Source organism: Nostoc sp. LEGE 12447 (assembly GCF_015206985.1).
In the GTDB taxonomy this organism is placed as follows: domain Bacteria; phylum Cyanobacteriota; class Cyanobacteriia; order Cyanobacteriales; family Nostocaceae; genus Nostoc.
The window spans coordinates 61,584-82,383 of sequence record NZ_JADEXT010000036.1 but is presented as its reverse complement, the minus strand read 5'-3'; the positions used below and the strand labels follow the sequence as shown (position 1 = coordinate 82,383).

Here is a 20,800-nt window from a genome sequence, read left to right as displayed (position 1 = left end):
TGGTGCAAACTCCCGCCAGAAAGCAATATCTTCAGCCAACAAATTCTCACCACCAATGATAAAGGCTCTGGTGCGACCTGCGGCTTCTTGCGGTGATAACATCTGACATAGTAACTTTAGGTGAGCTGGGGTAATTTTCACCAAGCTTAAGTTAGAGCGTGCGCGTAAAGCATTAGCCAGAGTTTCAATACCTTGGTCTGGTGAAAGAATTTCTAGCTGATTCCCCACTAGTAACGGAGAGAAAAGGCTGGTAATCGTCAGGTCAAATCCTAAAGGAGAATGAACGATTGTTCCTGTACCTTGGTCAAGATTATAAGCTTGGGTACACCAACTCAGGTAGTTAACTAGTCCTTGATGGTGAATTAATGTACCTTTGGGTTTGCCAGTCGAACCAGAAGTGTAGATGATGTAAGCCAGATTGAGAGTTGTAATATCGTTGACTGGGTTATCTATTGGCTGTTGACTAATTATTTGCCAATCAGTATCTAAGCAAATTACTTGGGTTGCATCTGTTGGTAAGTTTGCTGCTAAATGTTGTTGAGTCAGTAGTACAGGTGTCTGAGCATCTTGTAAAATAAATGCAAGACGTTCTTTGGGATAAGTTGGCTCAATTGGTAGATATGCTCCACCTGCTTTGAGGATACCTAATAAGCCGATGACCATTTCTAGGGAGCGTTCTACACAAATCCCCACTGGTACTTCTGGCTTAACTCCTAATTGTTGTAGGTAATGGGCTAGTTGGTTAGCACGGATGTTGAGTTCTCGATATGTGAGTTGCTCGTCTTTAAATACTACTGCAAGTGCATCTGGTACTTTTTCGACCTGTTCCTCAAATAAATGATGAATGCACTTATTTTTAGGATAATCAGCCTGTGTATTATTAAAATCAACTAGTAGTTGATGTTGCTCAACTTTTGTCAACATCGACAATGAAGCCAGAGGCTGACTAACATCTGCAATCAGATTTTCTAATAGAGTGACAAGATGCCCCAGCATCCGAGTGATAGTATCTGAATGGAAGCGATCGCAATCGTAAGATATTCTCAGTTCCAACTCAAAACTAGGGATAACTGTTACTGTTAGAGGATAATTAGTATTGTCAACAGAACTAATAGACTGAATTTCTAAATCTTTCATCCCATTTTTTAATGCAGCGTCAATGGGATAATTCTCAAATACTAATATGCTTTCAAATAAAGGTAAACCTCGCGGTACTTCGCTCCAGCCTTGCACCTCTACCAGTGGACTATATTCATATTGCCGAATTTCTGCCAGTTGTGATTGTAATTTTCTTAACCAAGATAACAAAGATTCTTCAGCATTAATTTTCACTCGTATAGGTAGAGTATTGATAAACATCCCCACCATAGACTCAGCGTTGACTAAATCTGCTGGACGACCGGAGACTGTTACACCATAAACTACATCTGTTTCTCTACTGTAGCGGCTTAAAAGTAAAGCGTAAGCTCCTTGGACAAGGGTGTTAAGTGTGAGTTGATTTTGTCTTGCTAAAGATTGTAGCGTTGCGGTGGTTGTTTGCGAAAGCTTGATTATTTGCTGATTGTATTTCTCTGGTTGCTTGAATGAGTCTTGAGTATTTAAATTAATTAAGGGTGTGGGAGCTGTAACTCCCTGTAATAACTGTTGCCAAAAGTCCTTTGCTTTGTTTATATCTTGTTGTTGCAACCAACCAATATAATTGCCAAAGGAAGTATCTAATATTAAAGGTAAATTTTTAAATTGGTAAAGAGACTGGTAAATTTTTACTACTTCTTTTAAGACTAAAGCTGTTGACCAACCATCTAAAATAAGATGATGTTTACTCCAAACAAAGTAATAGCAATCATCGTTACAGCGAATTAAATTCAGCCGCATTAAGCATGGTTGTGTCAGGTCAAAATTACAGGTGCGATCGCTCTCCAAAAGTTCCTGCAATTTCTGCGGCTGCTCATTTGGTTTGATATCTCGCCAATCGTGCTGTATTAACGATACTTCGACTTCTTGATGCACAACCTGTAAAGGTTTTTCTAGATTTTCCCAATAAAAAGCTGTGCGTAGAACACTGTGGCGGTTGACTACTTCTTGCCAAGCTTGTTCAAAGGCTACAACATTAAAATTGCCCTTCAGGGAGTAACATAACTGGACAAAATAAACAGCCGATTCGGGAGCATACAAACTATGAAAGAGAATGCCCTGTTGTAGTGGTGACAGTTCATAAATATCTTGAATGTTGTCAGCTTTCATATATTTTACTTTCCACTCCCACGGTTAATTTTTGTCAGTAAAAAGTCGAGGTCTTTTTGGCTTACCTTTGCTTTGGAGAAATCAGAAGGTGTATAACCTCCTGCATCAGCCGATTGACAATGACTAATAATTTCCCGCAGTGCTTGGACAAATTTATCGGACAGACTTGAAACAGTAGCATCTTTATGTATTGCAGTGCTATAAGTCCAATCCAGTTGCAGGCTACCTCCACTCACAAACCCGCTAATATCTATAAGATGACGACGGCTTCCTAAAGGGCTACGTGCTGTGCCACTTGATTCTGAAGCTAATTTGAATAAAGAAGATTCTTGTAAAACTTGGTCAAATTGTCCTAAATAATTGAAACAAACTTCTGCTTGAGGTATAGCAGCTAAATTTTCAGCAGTATCACTGCACAGATAACGCAATACACCATAATCAAAACCACGATTTGGAATACTACGAAGCTGTTCTTTAATTGCTTTTAAAGCATCCTCAATCGCACTACTTTCTAAATTCAGCAAGACTGGAAATACAGTAGTAAACCAACCGACTGTACTAGATAAATCAACATCAGTAAAAATATCTTCTCGTCCATGTCCTTCTAAGTTAACTAACAGCATTTTTTCTCCTGTCCAGTCTGCAAAAGTTTTTACTAGTGCTGTTAAAAAAACATCATTTATCTGTGTATGGTACTTGGCTGGAACTTCTTGTAACAGTGATTGTGTTTCAGTTTCATTGAGGAATACTGAGAAAGTTTTACTTGTAGCTACAGTATTTAATCCGCTTACATAGTCCACTGGTAAAGGAGAAACTTTTTTTCTTAACTCACAACACCAGAACTCTAACTGTGAGTGCAGCGTCTTTGTGTTTGCATATTCTTGCAAACGTTCACTCCATTGTTTAAAAGAAGTTGTTTTGGTTGGTAATTGAATTGCTTGATTTTGCTGAATTTGTTCTATAGCTGTTTGCAAATCAGATAATAAAATTCGCCAGGAAACACCATCAACAGCCAAATGATGAATGATAAACAGTAAGCGATTATTTTGCTGAGAACCCAAGTCAAATAACGCCACCCTCACTATAGAACCATTTGATAAATCCAAACTTGCCTGTAATTCTGTGGCTTTGGCTTCAATAGCCGCTTTTTGTTGCTCTTGGGGAAATTCAGAAAAATCGAATTTAGTAAATGGTATTTCTGACTCAACACCAGCATTAAATGATTCCCAACCATTAGCTGCTAGTCGAAAACGCAAGCGGAGTGCGTCATGGTGTGCCAGTAAATGCTGTATTGCTTGCTGTAGAATACTCAGATCGATATCTTGCTGTAATTCTAGTAATAAAGATTGATTCCAATGATGCTGTTCAGGTAAATTTTGGGCAAAAAAGCTATGTTGAATTGGTGTGAGAGGTACAACACCAATTACCAGTCCTTGTTCTGATTCTGTCTTTGAGCTAGTATCTGCAATTAACGCAAGTTTTGCAACGGTTTGGTGTTCAAAAATTTGTTTGGGAGTGAGGCGTAAACCCGCTTGATTTGCTTTGGCGATCGCCTGAATACTAATAATCGAATCTCCACCCAATTCAAAGAAGTTATCGTGAATACTAACTTGCTCTAAATTGAGCAGTTCTGCCCAAATTTTAGCCAAGGCAATTTCTACTGGGGTACGCGGTGCAACAAAAGCAGCTTTTAATTCTGGTTTAACTGCATCTGGTGCTGGTAGAGATTTTTTGTCGATTTTTCCATTTGCTGTTAGCGGTAAAACCTTCAAGGATACAAAGTGTGAAGGCAGCATATATTCAGGCAATTTTTGCTTGAGAAAATCGCGCAATTCAGCAGATTTTAAATGTTCTTTAGGAACTATATAGGCTACAAGCTGCTTTTTCCCTGGATGAGCTTCTTTTGCAAGTACAACTACTTCTCGGATTTGTGAATCTTGACGAAGTACAGCTTCAATTTCTCCTAGTTCAATGCGATAACCATGTAATTTTACTTGGTCATCAATTCTACCCAAAAATTCTAAGTTACCATCAGATTGATAGCGTCCTAAATCTCCAGTTTTATAAAGTCTTGCGTCGGGTTCACTACTGAATGGATTAGGAATAAACCGCTCGTTAGTTAGTTCTGGTTGATTTATATAACCTCTGGCTACATTATCACCACCTATATAGATTTCTCCTACTACACCCAAAGGTACAGGTTGGCAATAGTTATCAAGTAAATATATTTGGGTATTGGCTAAAGGACGACCCAAAGGTACAGTATTTGATAGCGTATCAGTAGAAACTTCTTCTACCGGATAAGTAAGTACACCAACGGTAGTTTCTGTTGGGCCGTAGTGGTTGAAAATTTTGCATTCTGGTGCTAATTCACGTACCTGTTTAATCAAATCCCAGGTTGCGGCTTCACCACCAAGAATGAGGCGCTGACGTGGTAGAAGTTTTTCGGCGTGAGAACCTGATAATAAAGCGGATAAATGTGAAGGAACTATTTTAAGGCAATCTATGCAATGGCGATCGCCTACGGCGGGGCGTAGCCCATCGCAATATTCGGCAAATGCAACTGGATCAGTAGCACATTCCTCTGAAATGATATGCAAACATCCACCTGTACACAACGCCGAGAAAATTGCTGTATTACCTAAATCTGCGGCAAAAGTAGAAACAGTGGCAAAGCTAGCCGCCTCTGGTAAATCCAGTTTTTCTAATATACCGTTAACATAATTGACTATTTGCCGATGTTCAACTGCAACTCCTTTGGGTTTACCTGTTGAACCAGAGGTGTAGATTACATAAGCCAAGTTCTCTGGCGTAGCAGGCTGGAGAATGTTGTCTGGAGGCGAATCGCTGATCTCTGCGTCGATAAAAACTACCCGCGCCTGGAAATTCATTTTTTCTACAAGGCGCTTTTGAGTTAACAACACCGATACTTGAGCATCCTGCAATCTGAATGCTAATGCTGCTTCGGGTAAAGAAAGTTCTAGAGGTAAATAGGCTGCACCTGCTTTGAGAATGCCAAGGATACCAACTATCATATCCAAAGAACGTTCAACGCGAAGCGCAACAACAGTTTCCGGTTTGACTCCTAATGATGCCAAATGATTAGCTAAGTTGTTAGCTTTAGCATTTAGTTGTTCATAGGTTAAATGTTGATTGCCAAAAACAACAGCAACATTATTTGGTGTGTTATCAGCCTGTGCTTCAATCCAGTGATGAATGCACTGGTATGGAGAAGGAGCAGTTTTGGTATTGTTAAATTCGCCTAATAGTTGCTGGCGTTCTTGTGGAGAGAGGATTTCTAGTTGTGCGACCACCTGCGGTACAGTAGAACTGAACGCAGTCTCTGGATTGTTAATTGCACTACTTAACAAAGTCTGAAACTGTGCTGCTAATCGCTCAATATCTTCTTGCTCAAATAAGTTCGCATCATAATATAATTCTGCTGTGAGTGAATCACCTTGATGCCAGCATAATAATTTCACCTTGAAGCGTTCAATACAGCTATAAATGTTTTGAATCGAGAAAGATACGTCACCAGCAAAATATTTACTAGGCTGGGATACGAATTCAAAGACGAAAGGTAAAAATGATGATTTCTGAGTATCTTTAGTCTCAGCGACAAAATCTTCTGAATTAAAAAAATCTTGCCATTGGACAGCTTCATTTAATTGTTTATCTAACTGCTTTAATATATCAGCAAGGATATAATTTTCTTGTATTTGAATACGAACAGGTAAATATTTGGCTAATAAACCAACTGCTGGTTGTAATTCTTGGTAATTTCTCCCATCACAACACCAAGCTAAAATAGTTTCAGATTTGTTAGTCAAACGCCATAATAGGATTTGCCAGCAAGCCATTAAAACTGTTGAAATATCTACAGTGTGTTTTTGTGCGATCGCTGCAATATTATTTGTGATAGCAGAATCAAAGTTAATCCTGATAACTTTGGGTTCAAATCCTGGCTTTTGATTAACTTTTTTTTCGTTTGGTAATTTATCTATAAGAGAATTAGACACTTTTTGATTGAACCAATACTCTTTTGCTATTTCCGCTTCTTCTCCAATTAATAACTCATTTTGCCAAGCAGCAATATCTGCATATTGTAAAGGTGTATCTTCTAGCTTATGTTCATGCAAATAAGTCTCATAAGTGACACTAATATCACGCAAAAGACGATGCAGGGATATTCTATCTGCACAAATGGTTGAGATTGCTACAAGTAAAAGGTATTGATTTTCAGATTTTTTAATTACATCAATCTGGCTAGTAAAACCTTCTTTTAAATCAAAGTATAATTTATTATAATCTTCAAATAATGCGTCAGTATTTATTTGTTGTGTTTCTGTATCTAAATTCTGCCAATCATAATAGTTAAACTTTATAGATGCTTCCTCTCCAATGACTTGTAAAGGAACTGCCATTCCCGCCAATGTAGGAAAGCTAGTACGTAAAATTTCATATTTAGTCCAAACATTATGTATGGCTTTTTCTAAAATTGAATGTTCAATGTTTCCCTCTACTAGAACTGCACATTGAACCCGATATGGCTGATGGTTCGCTTCTTGCTGTAATAACCATAAGCGTTTTTGCTGAGGTGAAATTTGAAAGCCTTCTATTGATATAGCTTGCATAATTATTCGATGTACTTAGATATATTTCAATTATTGAACTATATAAGGTTCCGCCATACCTACCAAAACTTTTCTCGCGCCTGTAAATGGCTTACGTCCATGAGCAGCTAGCATATTATCTAGCAGTAAAATATCCCCTTCTTGCCAAGAGAATGTTACTGTTTCTTGCTCATAACTTTTTTGAATTTCTTCTAATACTGAGGATTCAATTTCTGAACCATCTCCATAATAAGCGTTACGTGGTAATTCCTCAGCATTTAGTATAGCAAGTAAAGATTGGCGGACTTCAGCTTTTAAGCTTGATATATGAAATAAATGCGCTTGATTAAACCAAATTGAATCACCAGTTTGAGGATGGGTAGCAACAGCTTGACAAACTTGGCTGGTTCTAAGTTTATTTCCGTCTAACCATGTAAAATCAATACCGACAGATTGACAATATGCTTCGACTTCTGCTTTATCGTTAGTTTGAAATACAGTTTCCCAAGATAAATCAATCCCTTGTCCGTAATTACGGACATACATAATCTTTTTTTGAATAAATTGCTCTTTAATTTTTGGATCTATTCGTTCAAATATTTTACGACTATCCGCAATTGGTGTTTCTCCACCTTGCTCTGCTGCCTTTACACAAAAGAAGGCAATTTTCATTGGCCAATTAAGAGAATAGGCCATTTCATTATGTAGAGGAATTGATTGATCAGGCGGATATTCTGTTGATGTATATATTTTACCATCAACTTGGCTACGCGGAGTTGAACGATAAGAATATTCGATTAATTCTCCTGCTATAGCCTGCATAAAATTAGCAAATTCGCTATGAGTATTAACTGGAAAATTGCGAAAAAGTAAACCTCCGTATTGAATTAATTGTTTTTCTATCCAACCACAATTATTACTTGCCCAATTGACTAAATTAATGCCATCCACAGCAGGTTGAATAACGAGAGGTAGCTGTTGATTAGATTCTAAGAAACTGGTTTTAACCAAGTTTTCGGAAGAAACTGTAATTGATTTTCTTTTGAATGTTTTTAGATTCATGTTCTTATGCCTAATTATGATTCAACTTTGCCTGCGATCGCCTTGCGTCCGATTTTGCCTAACTTCTGAATCCGAGCTTGCTGCAATTCTTGATTTTGGATGTTTTGTTGTTGTTTTTCCGTTTCCTGCAATAGTATTACTAATTGGTCGAGCCGAATATCTGGCTGTTCCACAACCTTTGTTAGTAATGTCTCCAAAATAACTGCCATGCGAACAATAGTAGTGGCATAAAATAAATCTATTTTATACTCAAAGAAACCTTCCATTCCTTCTGGTATTTCTGTTAATTGCAGTTTCAAATCATGACGAACTGTACCACTGTCACCTTCTAAAATGCTGAGATTTAGTCCTTCTAGTTCTAGATTTGATTTAGGAGCATTTTGCAAAACAAACCATACCTGAAATAGCGGCGAATGATTTAAATTACGCTCTAGCTGTAGTTCTGCTACTAACTTCTCAAATGGTAAATCTTGGTGTGCATAAGCTCCCAAAGCTGTTTCTCGTACCTGTTGCAATAATTCTTTAAAGGTGGGGTTATGAGAGAGATTAGTTCGTAATACGAGAGTGTTGACAAAAAAGCCAATTAATCCTTCTAATTCACTACGATTACGGTTAGCGATGGGATAACCTACAAGGATATCTTCTTGCTTTGTATAGTGGTAGAGCAAGGTGTTGAAAGCTGCCAGGAGAGTCATAAATAAAGTGACACCTTCTCGCTGACTGAGAGATTTAAGGTTATTAGATAGTGTAGGTGATAGGCTGAATGAGTGTTTTTTCCCTAAAGAAGTTTGTAGTTGAATGCGCGGTTTATCTGTTGGTAATTCTAAGATTGTCTTTGCATTTTTTAACTGTTGTTTCCAGTAGGTTAATTGAGTATCAAGCCTTTCTCCTTGTAAATATTGCTGTTGCCACACTGCATAATCAGCATATTGAATTGGTAACTCTGTTAGCAGAGAAGGTTTGCTATTTGAAAATGCTTCATAAAGTGCTGAAACCTCGCGGATAAACACTCCTCCTGACCAAGCGTCAGAGATAATATGATGCATTGTGACTAACAAGATATGTTCTTCTGGAGTGAGGCGCAAAAGCACTAATCGCATCAACGGTGCTTGTGTCAAATCAAATGGTTGCTGGGCATTTTCTACCTCCAGCCTTTGTATTTCTTTTTCTCTTTCAATTACTGGTAAATGTTGTAAATCTACGATTGGTATAGGTAGTCTAAATTCAGAAATAATCTTCTGAATTGGTCGGACTTCAACAACTGTAAAGTACGTCCGTAAAACTTCATGTCGCCGGACAATTTCGTTAATGCTTTCTTCTAGTGCTGCTACATTCAGTGTCCCTTGCAGCCGTACCAAATCAGAGCCATTATAAGCTGTTGAGTCGGGATCTAATTGATGAAGGAACCACAATCTTTGTTGAGAAAAAGACAGAGGTAATTCTTGATTTCGGTCAACAGGTACTAAAAAAGGAACTGAATTTAATTTAGGTTTAGCTTTCTCTATATGTTTGGCAAGTTCAGCTATTGTGGGTGATGCAAATAGATTACGTAGCGGTATTTCTAATCCAAATGCTTTTCGTACTTGGGAAATTACTTGAGTAGCTAATAAAGAATGTCCACCTAATTCAAAAAAGTTGTCGTTAATGCCTACTTGCTGTATTCCCAAGATTTTTACCCAAATTCCTACCAACATTTCCTCTGTTGGATTACGAGGAGCAACAAATGTTTCTTCTAGTTCAGGGCGGGTTTGCTCTGGTACTAGTAATGCCCTACGGTCTACTTTGCCATTAGGCGTTAACGGTAAACTGTCTAGCAGCACAAAAGCAGAAGGAATCATGTATTCTGGCAAATGCTGCTGTAGGTAATTTCGTAGTTCATTAATAGAATGTGCAACGTTGTGATGAAAAACGACATAAGCCAGAAGAGATTGATTTTCCTGCACAACAACAGCTTCCCGCACAGCCAGATGTTGGCACAATACTGTTTCAATCTCTCCCAATTCAATCCGAAAACCTCGGATTTTCACTTGATGATCTATTCTTCCTAAATATTCAATGTTGCCATCTGGTAAATATCGAGCTAAATCTCCAGTTTTGTAAAGGCGACTTTCTGGTTGATTACTAAAAGGATTAGGAATGAATTTTTTATCTGTCAAATCTGGGCGATTTAAATATCCTCTAGCTACTCCAACCCCACCAATATGCAATTCTCCATAAATGCCAATAGGTACTGGTTGTAAATGGGAATCTAACAAATAAATTTGGGTATTGGCTATGGGGCGACCAATTGGAACTATGGATTTATCACTTTCTTGTTGACACTTCCAGAAGGTAACATCAATCGCGGCTTCTGTGGGGCCATAAAGATTATATAGTTCGGCATCTAAAACATCAAAAAATCTTTTCTGAACTGTGAAAGATAGAGCCTCACCACTACAAATAACTCGCTTGATAGATTTTAATTTTTCTATTCCTGGTGCTTCTAAGAATACCTGAAGCATTGCAGGTACAAAATGTAGAGTTGTAATATTTTCTTCAGCAATTAAGTCTACTAGATATGCACTATCTTTATGTCCTTCTGGCTTTGCAATTACCAGACGAGCGCCTGTGATGAGAGTCCAGAAAAATTCCCAGACTGATACATCAAAACTAAAAGGGGTTTTCTGAAGTACAGCATCAATTGCTGTTAGTTGATAAGCTTGTTGCATCCAGAGGAGACGATTACAAATCCCGCAGTGCGTGTTCATTGCTCCTTTTGGTTTTCCTGTAGAACCAGAAGTGTAAATGATGTAAGCTAAATTATCAGGTGTGATTTTGGTATTTAGGTTATCTTTACTGTATTGTGCTATGTTTTCCCAATCAGTATCTAAGCAGATAGCTTGGCCTTGATATGTTGGCAGTTTGGTTAATATTTCTTGCTGCGTTAATAATAGTGGCGCTTGAGAATCTTCTAAAAGGAAAGCTAAACGCTCTAGAGGATAATTAGGATCTATTGGAACATAAACACCGCCAGCTTTTAATATTCCCAACAGCCCCACTACCATTTCTAAGGAGCGTTCTAGACAAATGCAAACCCGCTTCTCTGCTTGAACTCCTAACAATTGTAAGTAATGTGCTAATTGATTGGCACGATTATTTAATTCTCTATAAGTAAGTTTTTTATCTGCAAATATTACTGCAATAGCATCAGGTGTCTTTTCTACTTGTGCCTCAATTAAATGATGCAGGCATTTTTCAAGCTGGCTATGAGAAATCTCTAAGGAATTTTGATTAAATTCTACTAATAACTGATGTTGTTCAGTTGGTGTTAATAAAGGCAATTTACTAATAGAGCGATCGCAATTAGCAACTATACTCTCTAATAAAGTTTGAAAATGTCCCACCATCCTGTTAATGGTGTCAGCATGGAACAACTCGCTGTTGTACTCCAAAAATCCTATTAGCCCTTGCTTGGTATCTTCTACATACAAAGTCAAATCAAACTTGGCAGTCCCGTTGTCTATCATTAAAGGAGCCAAGGTTAAATTCGGCAGTTGTAGGGCTAATATTGGCGCATCTTGGAAGACAAACATCACCTGAAACAGAGGAGTGTGGCTTAATGTCCGTTCCGGTTGTAGTTCTTTGACTAGCTGTTCAAAGGGAAAGTCTTGATGAGTGTAAGCAGCTAAGGCTGTGTCGCGTACTCGTTTCACCAACTCTCTAAAACTTGGTTCTCCAGATACATCAGTTCGGAGAACTAAAGTGTTAACGAAGCATCCGAGTAAATTTTCAATTTCGCTGTGGGTGCGGTTTGCAACAGGAGTCCCAACTAATAAGTCTGTTTGCCCTGTGTAACGGTAAAGCAAGGTTTTAAACGCAGCAAGTAATACCATAAACAGGGTAACGCCTTCCTGTTGACTGAAAGATTGGAGTGCATCTGCGATCGCTTGCGGAATTATAATAGTTGCACGCGCACCTTGAAAGCTTTGTTGTGCAGGGCGGGGATGATCTGTTGGTAAGTTGAGAATTGGCGGCGCATCTTTAAGTTGTTGCTTCCAGTATGTCAGATGGTGCGATTTATCATTTAAATATTGTCTTTGCCACAGTGCAAAGTCTGCATACTGAATTGGTAACTCTGGCAAGTTTGCTGAATTATCTTGACAGAAGCCTTGGTATAGTGCTGCTAACTCTCGAAAAAAGATTTGCCATGACCAACCATCAGAAATAATGTGATGCTTGGTCAATAAGAGAATATGTTCTTGCTCACTCAGACGAATTAGCGTACCTCGAAGCAGTGGCGCTTGAGCCAGGTCAAAAGCTTGCCGAGCTTTTTCTGTAACAATTTGGTTGACTTTCGCTTCTGAGTATGTGCCTAATTCTATAGTTGTCAGCGTAAATGTGAGTTTGGGAGCAATTAATTGTAAAGTTTGCTCATCTACAATTTGAAAGCTAGTGCGGAGAATTTCATGCCTTTTAATAATTTCATTAATACTTTTTTCTAAAGCTGGAGTGTTGAGAATACCTGTAAGATGCAATAGACTAGATTCATTATATAAAGGTGTATCTGGTTGTAACTGATGAAGCAGCCACAACCTTTCTTGAGTTAATGATAAATATAAAATATCTGATGCTGTTCTTTTAAAAATTGATGTTGATTTTTTAACTTGTAAGTTTTTCTGTTTTAGCCGCATTTCAAACAATGCTCTTTGTTCGGGAGATAAAGCGGCAATTCTTTCATTAATATCTTTCACAACTAATCACCCAAATAAACTTAAAGTTGAATATTTACTTATCTGTTTTTTTATCTGATAGTTTTGCTTAAAGTCTGTTAGCTTATTTAAGCTTGTCATCACTGTATCAAAATCAAGGCCAAAATCAACTAGACAAGCTATTTCATCTACGCCAATTTCTTTCAGACGTGCAATTGTTTGACGACAACTTTCTGGCGTACCAATTAAAACTCTACCTTGTTGGAAATAGCGCTCAAAAGCAAACTCTAAAAGCTGTTGTCGATCTTCTTCGGTAAAATTTTCAGGATTAAATTGAAAATTGATGCGTTTAGCTAAGTTTTCAACTAAGCCAAAATGAGTTTTAAGATAATTACAAAAAGGCTGTTTTACTTGTTGCTTAACTAATTGTTCATTATCTCCTATATAAGTATGCATCATCAAAGACACTTTGCAACTTTTTGGATCATGACCATGTTGAGCCAAAGTACGACGATAAAGAGATATTTGTTGAGCTAAATCATCAATAGTGGCATACAACAAAGAGGTTAAAACATTAGCGCCTATTTTACCTGCACCAATAAACGTACTGTCAGCTTGGCAAGTAATCCATATAGGTACTTGAGATTGTATAGGACGGGGAAATGTTTTTATCTGAACTTTATTGCCTGAGCCATTAATAAATTCAATTTCTTCACCGTGCCAGAGTTTTTGTAAAATTTCGATGTCACGCCACATAACTTCTTTACGTTCAGCGTAATTTTCTGGACGTAATAAAAAATCATCAGCGTGCCAACCTGGTGCAAAAGAAAGTCCAACTCTACCACCAGATAAATTATCAACTACAGCCCATTCTTCGGCTACTCTAACAGGATGTTGTAATGGCATCACAATACTGCCTGATCTGAGTTTAATTTTCTCTGTCACCATTGCTAAGGCTGCACTAATTACCGATGGATTGGGATACAAACCCCCGAAAGGATGAAAATGGCGTTCGGGAGTCCATACTGCTGAAAATTCATGTTTATCGGCTAGTTTAGCTGTTTCTATCAAGAGTTTATATTTCTCTGATTCGGTTGTTGAGCCATCGCCGGAAAAGTAGAGTATGCTGAATTCCATATTTTTATGAAAGTTTCGCGCAAAGAAGGAGATACAAAATTTAAAGTTTATTTAACTAACTGGCGATTCTTGGGCTATTTGTCTTTGGAGTTCTTCAATGGAGAGATTTTCTACTTCTGCTAATAGTTTTGCGATTTCATCAAGTTCTTCTGATTGTGGTTGTTTTTCGAGGATGACATTAGCTAATTCCCTAACTGTTGGCGCATCAAAGAGAAGAGTACGTAGTGGTAATTCGACTTGAAAAGCTTCTCGGATACGAGAAATAGTTTGGACTGCCAGTAAAGAATGTCCACCTAATTCAAAGAAGTTATCATGAGTCCCTACTTTTTCAATTCCAATGAGTTCTTCCCAGATATTGGCAATAGTTTCTTCAATTTCATTGCTAGGAGCTATATAAGTATTTTCTTGGAGAGTTCGTGAATGTCTACTGGCAGATACTTGACAAGAATTTACTGGCTTTTGAGCTAATGATAAAGATAAAGCTAATTGATTGATTTGCTCAATTCCTACCTGTAAATCTTGCGTAGAAACTATAACTTGAGGTAAAGAGGTTGCTAAAATCCGTCTAAAGCAATCTGCTCCTTCTACTGGCAGGATAGCATTTTTTAAACTTTCTTCACGCCAGTTTTTGATTTCATCAGGAACACTAGTATTAACTGCCATCCCAACTTGTTGCCAAGCGTCCCAGTTAATAGCAACTGTAAATCTGTTATTTGCTGCTGTATTCCAATGAGCAAAGGCATCTAAGAAACTATTAGCAGCACAATAATCTACTTGCCCAAATCCACCTTGAATTGAACTTAAGGAGGAACAAAGAACTAACAAGTCTAAATTGATGTGTTTGAGAACATTATTTAGAATTACTGTTCCTTGAATTTTGGGTGCAAAAACTTTTTCGGCAGTCTCTGGTATTTTTAGTTGAATCATCCCTGCACCAGCAATACCAGCACTATGGATGACACCATTAATTGTACCAAAACGTTTTAAAGATTGCGCGATCGCACTCTGCATCTGTTCTTCATTCGTCACATCAGCAGCCAGTACAAATACTTCTGCACCGAATGCTTCTAATTGTTTGATTTTCTCGTTTTCACATTGAAGAGAACGTCCTAATAAAATCAGTTTTGCTTGTACAGTTTTTGCCAAATATTCAGCTAAAACTAAACCGATACCTCCCATTCCACCTGTAATTAGGTATACTCCTTTTTGGCGCAAGCGAATTTTATCTTTAGTAGCGGCTTCTAATGCAACAGGCTCAAATGTTTGTACCCAACGGTAATTATTCCGGTAAGCAATTATTGAATCTTCTGAGTCTGCTGTTAATTCTGCCAATAACTGCTCTAGAAAATCTTCGCTTGTTGATGTAGGCAGGAAAATATCAACCAGACGACAACTGATATTCTGATATTCTTGAGGAATTACTTTGCACGCGCCTATTATGGTTGTTTTTTCAGGATATAATTCTTCATTTCCTCCTATGTCGTACAGATGATTAGCAATAACACAAAGTTGAATCGCATCACTTATCTGTTGTTGTCCAATCGCTTGTGCTAGGTAAATAAGACTGTAGAAACCTAAATTTTGGGTTGTTTCCCAAGATAAAGTTTGTGATTGGGTAAAACTCCATAAGTGGGTAATTTTATCGGGAGTTTTTTCTTGTTCCCGTAACTGTTGTAGTAAGTTCTGATAATCATCCGCTTGAGCCGGATTGATAGCGTATGTATTGCTATCAATTTGAGCAAATTTTTCTCCTATTTTGACAGTAATTACCTTTTGCCCAAGTTGTTGTAATCGTTGAGAAAGTTGTGAACCTACACCATATTCATCTACAAAAATTAGAGAATAACCAGAGGTAATATCTTTTGTTTTGACGAGGGGAACTCGTTTCCAAGAAGGAATATAAAACCAGTCACTAATGTTAGATTTTTTACCCTGCTTGCTTTCAACTTTATCAGATACTTGAGTTTGTATTTCTGGTTCAATCCAATAACGCTGACGTTCAAATGGATAAGTAGGTAAAGGTACGCGGTAACGCTGTTCATGGGTATAAAAACCAGACCAATTTATCTCAACTCCTGCTAGCCAGAGCCGCCCTAAAATGTTAAGTAATAAATTAACATCTGATTTTTCATCTTGGGGATGACGTAAGGAAGGTAATACAACTTGTCCGGTGGCTTGTTGGGCGTGTTGTTTGACAAGAGTACACAAACTTCTTCCTGGCCCTACTTCTAAGAGTATGCGATCGCTTGGGGCACAGTCTAGCTGTTCGCTTTCTTGCAGCAAGACTGATAAACCATCTGAAAACTGTACTGTTTGACGTAAATGCTGCGCCCAATAATCTGGAGATGTTGCTTCTGGCGCTGAAATCCAAGTACCCGTCAAATTAGAAATAAAGGGAATTTGAGGAGGATTGAGTTTGACTTTTTTCAGCTCCGCTATAAATGGTTCTAACATCGGTTCCATCATTGAAGAGTGAAAAGCATGAGAAGTATGCAAACTGCGACACTCTATCCCCTTACTTGTCAGCTTTTCAGCAATCTTGTCTACTGCATCATAGCTTCCAGAAACCACACACAATGAAGGTGCATTACTAGCGGCTAAAGCTAAATCTTCGTTGAGGAAAGTTTTAACCTCTGCTGCTGATGCGGAAACAGAAAGCATTGCACCCATAGGCATTTGCTGCATCAGTCGCCCGCGCACAGCAACCAAAGTTAACGCATCCTCCAACGACATCACCCCAGCAAGACAAGCGGCTACATATTCCCCAATACTGTGGCCAATCATCGCTTGCGGTGAGATACCCCAAGACATCCACAGTTGAGCCAAAGCATACTCAATTACAAACAATGCTGGTTGTGCTAAGGATGTCTGCTTGAGTTGTTCTGGTACTTGTTTTTCAGACTCGTGTGGATAAATAACTGAACGTAAATCTAACCCTAAATTCGGTTCGAGTAGCAAACAACAATGATCCACCTGTTCGCGGAATATAGGTTCAGTCTGGTAAAGTTCTTTACCCATTCCCACATACTGAGCGCCCTGTCCAGGGAACATGAAGGTAATAGAGCGTTGAGTTGGCTCTTGAAAGTGAGTTAAAACTTGTTGAGGATCGATAGTTTCTAAGGTGTTTATTGCTTCTAGAGTACTTTGACAAACCACAACACGGCGATAATCAAATACCCCACGCCCTACTTGCAATGTGTAAGCTACATCTGCCAAATTCACATCAGGATACTGTCTGAGGTGTTGAGTAAGATTCTTAGTAGCGGTTTCTAAAGCCGAATCAGTTTTCGCTGAAAGTACTAACAACTGATAATCTCTCTTTTGCTTCTCCACTCTCGTCACAAAAGGAGCTTCTTCTAGAATGACATGAGCATTAGTTCCACCAATACCTAGAGAACTAACTCCAGCACGGCGCGGTGTAGAAGTTGCACTCCATTCAGTCAGCTTTGTATTGACGTAGAAAGGACTATTAGCAAAATCAATTTCTGGATTAGGCTGCTCAAAATTTAAGCTGGGAGGAATTAGTTTATGTTGTAAAGCCAAAGCGGTTTTAATTAAACCTGTCACACCAGCAGCTGCGTCTAAATGTCCGATATTTGTTTTGACAGAACCGATCGCACAAAAACCTTTTTTCTCAGTATCAGCACGAAAAGCATTTGTCAACGCAGAGATTTCGATGGGATCGCCTAAAGCTGTTCCTGTACCATGAGTTTCGATATAGCTGATTGTTTCAGCTTCAATATCAGCCAGGGCTATTGCTTCTGCGATCGCTTCTGCTTGCCCGTTGACACTAGGCGCAGTGTAGCCCACTTTACCAGAACCATCGTTATTGATGGCACTACCTTTAATTACAGCATAAATGTGATCGCCGTCTGCGATCGCATCCGATAACCGCTTTAACAGCACTACTCCTACACCATTACCAATAATTGTCCCTTTTGCTTTGGCATCAAAGGCACGACAATGACCATCAGGTGATAAAATTCCCCCTTCTTGATGTAAATACCCTGTTTTTTGGGGTACACGAATTGAAGCCCCACCAGCCAAAGCCATATCACATTGATAATTGAGTAAGCTTTGGCAAGCTAAAGCGGTGGCGACCAAGGAAGTAGAACAAGCCGTTTGTATAGTAAGACTCGGCCCAGTCAGATTTAATTTGTAGGAAACGCGAGTAGACAAAAAATCTTTATCATTTCCAATTAGCTTTTGAAAACTATGCGCTGAACCAAGTTGGTCAATATTTAACTTAAATGGCAAATAGTTATTTAAACTAGCACCTGCATAAACTCCAATCTTGCTTTCGCATCTTTGAGCATCATAACCAGCATTTTCTAATGCTTCCCAAGCACATTCTAAAAATAATCTATGTTGGGGATCAGTCATTTCTGCTTCTTTAGGATTAAAGCCAAAGAAACCAGCATCAAATAAATCTGTATCGTCTAATACAGCGCCAGCTTTTTTATAGTTAGGATTCTTTAATAATGATGGATATACTCCAGCCGCAATCAATTCTTCATCACTGAACTGAGAAATTGCCTCAACTCCATCACATAAATTTTGCCAAAACTCTGCAATATTTTTGGCTTCAGGAAAACGTCCTGCCATACCAATTATTGCTATACCTTGATCTAATTCTTGTGCTTCTGTACTCATTATTGGTCTTGTTATTGTGCGACATCAAAGACAGATAATGTTAATAGTATTTTTGAAAAACATAACATTTAATATCAAAGAGACTTAATATTGAAAGGTATATGTTTCTTCTAGCATTACTCTAGGGACAAATTTTTTTAATTAGAATTTGCTCGCCTTGATAAATAATCTTAATTTTTGTATAAAAAACCGTTAGAAAAGCATCTATACCAATTTTTGTGTTATGTGATGCCTCTACAATATCGTTAAATGAAAAATTATAGTCATCAAAAACAATAATACCTCCGACTTTAACAAGCCCCCAGCTTAAAACAGCATCCACAAGGACATCGCTGGCTATATGAGAACCATCAATGTAAATCATGTCATAATGATTAATAGGTAGTGTTCGCAATACATCTTGCGAATTACCAACAATTTTTCTAACTTTCTCTGGTACTCCTGTTTGGGAAATATTGAAATCAAATTTTTCTTCGATAGAATTTATATAGCTATCTTCATATTCCACTTTGTGTTCAATGCTTCCCTCAAAGGTATCTATACAGGTAAGTGTTGAGGATTCATGAGTGAGAATATTATCTAATAGCCAACATGCAGACATACCTTCCCAACTACCTATTTCTAAAATATTTATACTAGGCTTGTTAGCTAAAGATATTAAATGCTGTTCCCAGATTGAGAGAGCTTGAATAAACCACGTAGTTGAAAACTTATATCCTTTCACTCTTTTCCATATTACAAGCCGTGCCAGGTTGTAGGCTACACTAGCATACTGACGCATTTCATGAGCTAATTGAAAGTCAGAGGCTGCTTCACGACTTATGGCTTCTTTCGTTAGTACTTCCACTAACCCTTTTGTCCAAGTATCAACTTGCTCTATAAGAGCCTGTTCTAGAACTGATGACCAGATAGACAAAGCCTGTGATTCTTGCCCGTCAAGGAGTAAAGCCAGGCATAAGTACCAGGAATTAGAAATAGTGGTAGGGTCTGCCTCAATGCTTTGCTGATAAAAAGCAATTGCTTCAATATATTTCTCTTGAGCTAGATATTGAGTTCCTTCTAAAAGAGATGTTTGTTCTGAAAGATTAATTTTCATTTTTTTAGCAGAGTTAATTTCGTCAATAGATCCTGGTTGAAATTAGATAGCAAATAAATGTTGATGAAAAGCTTCAACTGCTCGCTGTACACCATTTTCTGCTTGAACTCGTTTGCCTATCTCAGTTGCTTTAATTCGCATATTTTTATCATTAGTAACAGTTTTAATTGCTGCTGCTAAACTTTCGGGTGATAATTGTTCTTGCTGTGGAAATACAGAAATACCTAAGCCAGACTGTGATACTTGAAGCGCCCAAAAATAGTGTTCTGCGGTAACTCTGAACGGAGTAATAATCATAGGTACACCAGCACGTAAACAACTCATTGTCGTTCCACAACCACCATGATGTACAACTGCTGCCATTTTTGGGAATAACCACTCATGAGGTATCATTCCCTTGATATAAAATACATCATCTGTTGATTTTACATCGTGTTCTTCATCATCTAAATCCTGTATAATTATTCGTTGACCTGTTAGTTTAGCAACTTCCAGTGCTAGACTTTTGCCTAATTTTTCATGATGCCAAATATTACTAATATATACTGGAGGCGTTCCGGTAGACAAAAAATTAATCAGGTTAGTAGGCGGTTGCCAATCCTCAGAAGTATCTAAAAACCAATAGCCGGTTACATGAATTAAATCATCATTCCAGTCAGATGGTTTAGGCAAAAAAGTAGGACTATAACTGTAGAGAAAGGGTATTTTCTGCTGTTGCATTCTACGTACTATACCTTCTCTAAAAGTCAGAGGACGTAAATTCAATGTTTCCTGCCGCCATTGGTTGACTGGTTGGCAAACTGACTGCCAGAAAAGTTGGTCAAAGAATGGATAACTCAGCCAATTATAAACTTTTCCTAAAGGCTTGCCATTAGTAACAAATGGATGAGGAAAAGCTCTTGTTTGATGGTGGGGTTGAGTTGCAGAGGCAAAGCAAGGTATACCTAATTTCTCGGCAATATACAAGCATGGATAAGAAGGGCCGTTAAAAATAATTGCTTCTGCATTTTGGCAAACACGCCATACTTCAGATAGTAATCCATCTGGAAGTGATCGCACTTGATTGCTGTGCAAACCTATCGTGTTAAAAGGTGGATACGTTAAAAATACTCTGTCATCTGAATTCCATTCCATTGGAATGCAGTTAACCCCAAAGCTGGTAACAAATTCTTTCTCATCAGCCAGAGTCGCAAGGTCTACTTTATGGCCTGCTTTGTGTAATTCTAAGGCTAGAGCGACATAAGGTCTGAGGTCTCCATGCCCACCCCAAGCAACAATTTTAATCTTCATACTTTGTCTCGTACAAT

Annotated in this window: 8 protein-coding genes; all 8 read right to left on the bottom strand. The window is 38.1% G+C overall.

The genetic code is table 11. The annotated features are described in order from the left end of the window. Positions 1 to 2,244: condensation domain-containing protein (locus IQ274_RS27540; RefSeq protein WP_194144074.1), on the bottom strand; the 2,244-nt coding region annotated here is incomplete at its 3' end. A gap of 5 nt (positions 2,245 to 2,249) precedes the next feature. Beyond that, positions 2,250 to 6,878, bottom strand: coding sequence for a non-ribosomal peptide synthetase (locus IQ274_RS27535; RefSeq protein ID WP_194144073.1), 4,629 nt, complete (start codon positions 6,876 to 6,878; stop codon positions 2,250 to 2,252). 30 nt (positions 6,879 to 6,908) lie between these two features. Further along, positions 6,909 to 7,919, bottom strand: a complete 1,011-nt coding sequence (locus tag IQ274_RS27530) for a TauD/TfdA family dioxygenase (RefSeq protein WP_194144072.1) — start codon at positions 7,917 to 7,919, stop codon at positions 6,909 to 6,911. A 14-nt stretch (positions 7,920 to 7,933) separates the two neighbouring features. Further along, on the bottom strand, positions 7,934 to 12,649 hold the full coding sequence (locus IQ274_RS27525; protein ID WP_322745353.1) for a non-ribosomal peptide synthetase: 4,716 nt from the start codon (positions 12,647 to 12,649) through the stop codon (positions 7,934 to 7,936). Positions 12,650 to 12,655: 6 nt separating this feature from the next. Next, positions 12,656 to 13,744, bottom strand: coding sequence for an LLM class flavin-dependent oxidoreductase (locus tag IQ274_RS27520; RefSeq protein WP_194144071.1), 1,089 nt, complete (start codon positions 13,742 to 13,744; stop codon positions 12,656 to 12,658). A gap of 51 nt (positions 13,745 to 13,795) precedes the next feature. Next, entirely contained in the window at positions 13,796 to 18,397 is a 4,602-nt protein-coding gene (locus IQ274_RS27515; protein ID WP_194144070.1) for a type I polyketide synthase, read from the bottom strand. Between the two features lie 121 nt (positions 18,398 to 18,518). Beyond that, a complete protein-coding gene (locus IQ274_RS27510; protein WP_163926804.1) occupies positions 18,519 to 19,493 on the bottom strand; it encodes a class I SAM-dependent methyltransferase in 975 nt (324 codons plus the stop codon). 42 nt (positions 19,494 to 19,535) lie between these two features. Further along, positions 19,536 to 20,783: a glycosyltransferase gene (locus IQ274_RS27505; RefSeq protein WP_163926805.1), complete on the bottom strand. Its 1,248-nt coding sequence runs from the start codon at positions 20,781 to 20,783 to the stop codon at positions 19,536 to 19,538. Between the last annotated feature and the right edge of the window lie 17 nt (positions 20,784 to 20,800).